Here is a 7,260-nt window from a genome sequence, read left to right on the forward strand (position 1 = left end):
TTCACATAGGCATCGGCCAATGCCGTGCATTCCCCTTCGAACAGTTTTTGATGCAACGCCTCCGCGTCATGAATGGGAATGGGCAACAACTTCGCAAGATCAATCACGAAATCCACCCCCATCTTGACGAAGCAATCCGCCATCTCCTTCGCCAAGTCACCGGGCAGGCCTCGCCCAGCGGCTGCGATACGAGCACCAGCGATTGCAACCGACAGCTGCAAATCCCGGCCTTTGTGCCCCTTTGGGTCGAGTGAATGGCTCGGTCTGTTTCCGGGGGCGGTCTTGGGTTTGATGCGGTTCATGTCAACGTGGCAATGCGTGATGCAACTGCGTACGGGAACGCGTCCCGCACACGAGTCCACTGAGTGACACGCGCTCGCTGATGGTTCCAAACGCCCGTATGACTCGCCGGTTTCGACAGGCTCAACCCGAACGGGTTGTCAGCCTGCGCCCGATCGCCGCCACCAGCCGCAGCCGTGCCGCCTCGCGCGAGAACGTGTGGTCCGCCTCGTCGATGAACTGCAGCGCCAGATCGCCGGTCTTCAACGCCCGCCGTGCCGTCTGCCGCGCACCGTCCTGCAGCATGTCCCAGCCCGGATCGTTGGACGACACGAACAGCGACACCTTCTGCTTCGCCGCGAACAGCTGCCGCAGTTGCCGCGACAGCAGTGGCCCGCGGGACGGGAACAGCAGCTCGTTGACGGCGCTCACCCGCGACATCACCTGCTTGCGCAGGTGCGACAGCAGCACGCCGCCGAGGTAGACCAGGTTCACCTGCCCGCGCAGCAGCTTCTTCCAGCTGTCGAGCCGGCGCATCGTGCCCTTGTAGTGCGCCACCGCCGAGAAGTGCTGCGTGTCCACCGCATCGCCCTCGACCCAGCGCCAAGTCAGCGGGTTGATCAGCACCAGCTCGCTGACCAGCGACGGCTCGACCAGCCCGGTCTGGAACGCGGTGTAGGCGCCGGAGCACAGCCCCATCAGCACGAAGCTGTGCACGCCGAAGCGCTCGCGCAGGCTGTGCAGGATCTGCCGCGCATCGGGCACCGCGCTGTCGGGGTACGGGTGGTTCTCGCGACCGGTCCCGCGCTGCACGCTGTCGCCCAGGCCCTCCAGGTCGCAGCGCACCGTCGGGAAGCCGAGCGCGGCGAACTCGCGCGCGAGCGTCACGTACAGCCGGTTCGGGCCGACGTGGTGCACGGTGCCGGAGTTGAACAGCACGATCATCGGCCGCGTGGCATCCACCCCATCGGCCTGCACATGCAGCCCGAACAGCTGCCCTTCGCTGCCGAGCGCACACAGCGTCTCGGTCAGCGTGATCGTGCGGCCGTCGGCCATCGCATGCGCGAAGCGCGCCTGCGCCGCGCCGGCCGGCGTCGGCAGCAAGGGCGGTGCCGCCTCGCGCAGCGCGGTCTGCGCCACCATCCACTGCACGATGCCGTCCAGCGCCTGGCGCGGCACGACGGTGTGCACCGGCTCAGCCATCATGTCGGCATAGCCGGCGCAGGCGATCGCATCGGTCGCGATGCCGAGCGTCAGCAGGTGCTCGCGCAGCGCTTCTTCCTCGCCGATCAGGTCGTCGCGCGCGACGAGCAGCGCGCGGCCGCTGACACGCAAGGCCTCGCGCGTGAGCTGCACGCCCTTCACGGCCTCCTGCGTCTCGCGGGTCACGAGGAAACCCGCCGGCTCCAGCGGAGCGCTGACCGGCCGCTGGCCGCCGCCGGCCGCCATGTCGAGCGCCTGCAGCTCGCGCACATGGCGCCGGCCCGAGGCGCACACGTTCCACAGCACCAGCCAGTCGACCTCGCGCTGCACGGCGACCAGCGCCGCCAGCGTCGCGCCCAGCCGCACGCCGAGCAAGCCGACGCGCGCGCTGCCGCTGAGCGATTGCGCCGCGGCGATCGCCGCATGGATGTCGTCCTGCCAGCGCTGCAAGCGGCCGGCGTCGGTCTCCAGCCCCGGCGAATCGCCGGTGCCGTGGTAGTCGAAACGCAGCGCCGGCACGCCCGAGCGCGCGAGGTCGTCGGCCAGGTGGCGCAGCGAGCGGTGGCCGTGCGCGTACTCGTAGCCCATCGGGTTGCAGATCACGACGACCGCATCGCGGCGCGGCACCGCATCGGCCACGTGGTACCAGCCGAACAGCGGCTGCTCGGCGGTGCCGAGCATCAGCGGCTCGCGCCTTACCTCAGGGCGCCGCGTGGCGTCCGGCTGCAGCGGGATGTCGTCAGTCCGCACGGACGGTCACCGTCTCTCGCAGGTTCAGCGCGCCGAGGTGCGCCTTGAACTTGCGCGGCGCGGCGTCGAGCGGGCGCAGGCGCAGCGTGCGACGCGACTGCGGCGCCAGGTGGAAATGCAGGTCGTCGGCCGCGTAGCCGGCGCACTCGATGTACAGCGACTGGATGAGCGCCGTGCTCTCCAGCATCAGCTCGATGCTGCCGTCGTCGAGGCGCGCGGCCTGCGCCGTCAACGCACCGGCGCGCTGCGGCGGCAGGTCCAGGCCATGCGGGAAGTGGAAGTCCTCGGCCAGCGTCCGGCCTGCCTCGTCAATCAGCCGCGCGACCGCCACATCGTGCTGCGGCGGCCCGAACCGGTACGCATACGCGGTGTCGGCGAAATGCCCGACCAGCGCGTCGGCCTGCAGCGCAAGGCGCTCGTTCGCCGCCAGCATCACGCCGATGCTGCCGCCGGCGGTGCGCACCTGGCCGTCCTGGTACAGCGTGAACTCGACGCTGCCGGCGAACGGCGCGCTGCCCTCGTTGTGCACCTGCAGTTGCAGTCCGTCGAGCCCGCCGTCGGTGATCAGCACGGTGCGCGCCGCCCAGGCGCGCTTCAGCGCCCAGTACACCKCCTTCGGCCGGCCGGTGCTGTCGACCAGCCCCCAGCCGGCGCCGGGCCACAGGTCCTTCAGGAACCACACCAGAGCGCCGCCGCAGACGCTGCCGGGAGCCCGCCATTCGGCGAACACGCGCTTCAGCACCTCGCCAGTGACCGCGCGCGACACGGCCAGGTAGCGCGCGATGTCGGTGCTGCGCAGCGCGACCGGATCGAGCCCGGTGAGCTCGCGCAGGTAGTGGTCGCGGATGTCCTCGAAATCCCAACCGGCGCCGTTGTCGCGCGGCTGGCGCTGCTTCCACAGCGGGTGGTGCGGCGCGATCGTCGGCTGGCCGGCCAGCAGCTCGATCGTCTCCGGCTCGGGCACGTGCGAGAAGCCGAGGCACTCGGTGGTGAACTTGACGCCCGCGTGCTTCGCATCGCTGACCGGCCGCCGGTACGCGCCGACGCCGTAGTAGTGCGAGATGCCGACGCCCACGTGGAAGGGCAGCGCCCCTTCGCACGGCGACGAGCGGAAGTACGGCACGCCGGCATGGCGGGCGGCGCAGCGCGCCGGCAGCGTCTCGCTGAAGAAATCGTTGCTCCACGCCGAGGCCGGCAGGCCCAGCATCGCGGCCTGCTGCTCGACCTCGCTGCCGCCGCAGTACGCGGCGATGCACGGGTGGGCCTGCAGCCGGCCGAGCTGCTGGTCAGCCTCGCGCTCGATCTCGGCGCGGAAGGCCTCGTCGGCGACGGGATAGTCCATGTTGGCGAACATGAAGTCCTGCCAGACGAGGATGCCGAGCTCGTCGCACAGCGCGTAGAACGCGTCCGACTCGTAGGTCATCGTGCCGCCGATGCGCAGCATGTTCAGGCCGCCGTCGCGCGCGAGCGTCAGCGTGCGGCGCAGCTGCTGCGGGTCGCCGTGCAAGCGCAGGAAATCGTCGGTGGTCCAGCAGGCACCGCGGCAGAACACCGGCGTGCCGTTGACGTGGAACTGCACGAGGCCGTCGTCGCGCCGCACCTCGACCTGCCGGAAGCCGATGCGGCCGCGGTCGATCGAGGTCCAGTGCGTGCCCTGGCGCAGCTCGATCGCGCAGCTCACCAGCGCTGGCGCGCCGTGCGTGTGCGGCCACCACAGCGGCACCTCGGGCAATCGCAGGTCGGCCGCCAGCGTGTCGCCGTCGAGCACCAGCGCATGGGTCTGGTCGCCGATGCGCAGACGCGCTTCGGCGATGTCGCTGCCGGCGGTCAATGCGGCGCGCAGCCGCAGTCGAGCGACGCCCGCGTCGGCATCGCACTGCAGGTCGATCGACGCGAGGCCGCCGGGCGAGACCGTCTCCAGCCACACCGGTTTCCACACACCGACCGGGTGGATCGGCGGTGTCCAGCCGGGGATGCGGCCGAGCAGCGTGGTGCGCACCCAGCGCAGGTTCTGCGCATCGACCAGCGCGGTCTTCCAGCGCGGGCGCGGCTTGCGGGCCGCGAGTTCGGCGTCGAGCGATCGGAAGCGGATGCGCAGCTCGTTGTCGGGCCGCAAGCGGCCGGTCACGTCGACCCGCTCGGTGGTGAACATGTTGCGCGTGCCCAGCACCGGCTCATCGTTCAGCCACACCTCGGCGAGGCCGGCGAGGCCGTCGAAGCGCAGTTGCTGGCGGTCGCTGCCCCGTGGCGCAGCGCCGGGGAAGCGGCAGCGGTACCACCAGTCCTGCGCGTCGTAGCGGCCGTGCGGCGTGTCGAGTTCGACGCCGAGGCTGGCGCCCACGGTGCCGAGTTCGCGCACCGGTGCCCAGGCCGTCGGTTCACCGGCTGCGTCAGGCGCACCCGCAGCGATCTCCCAGCCGCTGTCCAGTGCGATCGCCGAGTTCATGGCCGCGTGCGTCACCCGTGCCGTCGGCGCAGCTCGGCGATGCCCAGCGCCCAGGCCTCGCCCATCGCATCGATCGGCGACAGGTCGAGCGCCTTCTTGCGGGCCATCGAGCGCGCGAGCTGGAACTGGAAGGCTTTCGCGGTCTGCGAGATCTGAGCGAACGCATCGGCCGGCGCCGCCACGTCGACGCCCTGCCCCGCGAGCCAGCGCAGGTAGGTCTCAGCCAGCTCGAAGCAGGCGCCGTACTGGCGCAGCGTCGCGAACGAATAGGTGTGGAAGACCGCGATGTCGGACTGCATCAGCCAGTCGAGGTCTTTCGCGAACTGCGTCTTGAAGCGCTCGAACGGGTTCGTCGCCGGCACGCGCGTCAGGTGCTTGCTCAGCAGCGCGAGCGAGCCGTCGACGAGGGCGGCGCCGGTCGGCGGCGTGAAGCCGGGCCGGGCCTTCAGGTACTCGATGTACGGCGGCAGCATGCGTTCATGCACCAGCCCGTCGAGCTGGAACACGTCGCGGAAGTCATCGCCTTCCAGCGCGTAGAAGCCCTGGTTGTGGAAGTAGTCCATGCGACGCGCCTTCACGTCGATCGCATTGACGCCGACCGTCGACTTGGTGTGCGCCAGCTGGTAGGCCGAGCCGGCGGTGTCGGGCAGGAACCACGAGTCGAGCTCCACGAGCACCGGCCGGCCTTGCGCGACCTGGTCCTCGATGTGGTCGACCAGCGGGCGCCAGACGGCGAGTTCCTGGATGTCGACGCCATACAGGTCGTACAGGTCGCCGTCGGGGAACTTGAAGAAGGTCCACTGGTCGCCTTCGAAGTCGACGCCGAGCGTGAACGCGAGGGCCGGCACCGGGTCGTGGCCGAGGCCGTGCAGCAGCTCGATCAGCACGTCGGCGTAGCAGTTGGTCTCGGCCCAGGTGCGCGGCTCGGTGTGGATCGGGTGGCGCTGGAAGCTCGCCGGCTCGATCGGCAGGACACGTTTCATGCGGTCCTCGTCAGGCCATCGCAAGCTGCTGGCGCACCTCGTGCGGCCAGCGCTTCGGGTCGAAGCCGTGCGTCTTCAGCAGCGCGAGCGCGATGCGCTCGAGCCCGAAGCCGATGCAGGCGGTGTGGGCCGGCGTGCCATCGGCCTGCAGGATGTCGAACGAGACGCCGAAGTGGTCGAGGTGGTAGTTGCACGAGGTGATCGCGGTCGGCTTGTCTTCCTTGCAGATCGGCACCACCAGCTCGTACTTCAGGTCCTGCTCGCGCTGCGTGGCCTTCATGATGCGCGCGCCGCGCCCGAAGAACGGGTCGTCGGCCAGCACCTTCTTGACCGGCAGGCCCACCGATTCGAGGATGGCCTGGCCACGCGCCAGCCAGTCGTTGCGGTGGTTCAGCGCCTGGTCCGGCGTGCCGAGGCGCACGAACTCGCGCTGGCGGAAGATCTGCATGCGCGCCGGGTCGTCCGACGGCTCATGGCGGAACACGAAGGTCTTCAGGTCGACGACACGGCCCTGGGCCGACAGCGTGCCGGTGGCGGTCGGGTACAGCGGGTAGCAGGCGGCGGGCACCAGCATCACCTCGGCCGGCGACAGGGACGAGGTCCAGTCTTCCTTGGCCTCGAACTTGCCGAGCATGGCCTGGTGTTCTTTCTCGCCGCCGAGGAAGCTGTGCACCGAGCCCATCAGGTCGGGGAAATTGTTGATGTGGTCGATGCGCGCGTAATTCGCCCGCGGAAAGATCGGCGGGAAGCGCATCACCTCGGCGTTCTGGAACGCGCCTTCGCGCGTCACCAGGCCCTCGAACTGGTCGATGATGTTCTCGAAGGTGCCGCTGCGGCCGTAGACGCCGCGCACGCCCGAGGGAATCAGCAGGCCGGCTTCGATCAGTTCGGCCTGGTACTGCTTGTAGGGATCGTCGTGTTGGGTGCACATGGCAATCAGTTCCTTGCAAGAAACACAGAAGGTGCCAGCGCGCGCCAGCCTTGCGATCCAGCGGACGCCGCGGAGCCGGCTCTGCCGGGCCGCTGGCGGCGCCCCCTAGAGGGGGAGGCGCCGAAGGCGCTTCGGGGGTGGGTCATATCTATCGCTGGACAATTTGCATCGTGGCGCTCTGGCCCAGGATGCGGTCGTTGTTGACCATCAGCGCCGCGCCATACGCATCGCGCAGATGGCGGCCGAGCGTCAGCTTCGAATCGTTGCGGTAGCCCTGGATGCCGCAGATCAGCATCGCCTTGCCGACCACCTCGACGACGAACTGCGAGGCCGTCAGCTTCAGGTTGTTGATGTTGATCGCGAAGGCGAAGCCCGTGTAGGCCTCGGGATCGTTGGCGATCAGCAGGTCGTGGTACTCGCGCAGCGTCTGGTACACGCCGCCGCGCATCGAGAACAGCACCGTGTCCAGCTCGGCCAGGCGCGTCGCCGAGATCGGCGTCACGCTCGGGTTCTTGCGCGCCTCGGCCCGCACCGCGCTGCGCGCCCGGTTCACCGCGTCGATCGACAGGCCCAGCCACAGCGAGGCCCAGACCACGTGCGAGAACGGGTGCATCGTGCGGCGGTGGATGTCGGCATACGGCTGCGGCAGGATCTGCTCGGCACGGCCC

6 protein-coding genes are annotated in these 7,260 nt (G+C 69.6%); all 6 read right to left on the reverse strand.

Features of this window, described 5'->3' with window-relative positions; translation table 11 throughout:
* The coding region (locus tag AC1D15_RS12715) for a hypothetical protein (RefSeq protein WP_477826256.1) at positions 1–302 on the reverse strand (302 nt) is incomplete at its 3' end.
* Positions 303–423: 121 nt separating this feature from the next.
* Positions 424–2,232: an alpha/beta fold hydrolase gene (locus AC1D15_RS12720; protein WP_477826257.1), complete on the reverse strand. Its 1,809-nt coding sequence runs from the start codon at positions 2,230–2,232 to the stop codon at positions 424–426.
* A complete protein-coding gene (locus tag AC1D15_RS12725; protein WP_477826258.1) occupies positions 2,222–4,678 on the reverse strand; it encodes a glycoside hydrolase family 2 protein in 2,457 nt (818 codons plus the stop codon). The genes AC1D15_RS12720 and AC1D15_RS12725 overlap by 11 nt, the downstream gene beginning before the upstream one ends.
* A gap of 11 nt (positions 4,679–4,689) precedes the next feature.
* On the reverse strand, positions 4,690–5,661 hold the full coding sequence (locus AC1D15_RS12730) for a DUF1839 family protein (RefSeq protein ID WP_477826259.1): 972 nt from the start codon (positions 5,659–5,661) through the stop codon (positions 4,690–4,692).
* 10 nt (positions 5,662–5,671) lie between these two features.
* Positions 5,672–6,592: an amino acid--[acyl-carrier-protein] ligase gene (locus AC1D15_RS12735; protein WP_465113877.1), complete on the reverse strand. Its 921-nt coding sequence runs from the start codon at positions 6,590–6,592 to the stop codon at positions 5,672–5,674.
* Between the two features lie 148 nt (positions 6,593–6,740).
* Positions 6,741–7,260 (reverse strand): acyl-CoA dehydrogenase family protein (locus AC1D15_RS12740; protein WP_477826260.1); only part of this gene is annotated, 520 nt, incomplete at its 5' end.

It is taken from the genome of Rhizobacter sp. P2_H2 (assembly GCF_056403375.1).

Coding starts and splice junctions, on each gene's coding strand:
- AC1D15_RS12730 (WP_477826259.1), bottom strand. CDS start 5,661: ATGAAACGTGTCCTGCCGATCGAGCCGGCGAGCTTCCAGCGCCACCCG.
- AC1D15_RS12735 (WP_465113877.1), bottom strand. CDS start 6,592: ATGTGCACCCAACACGACGATCCCTACAAGCAGTACCAGGCCGAACTG.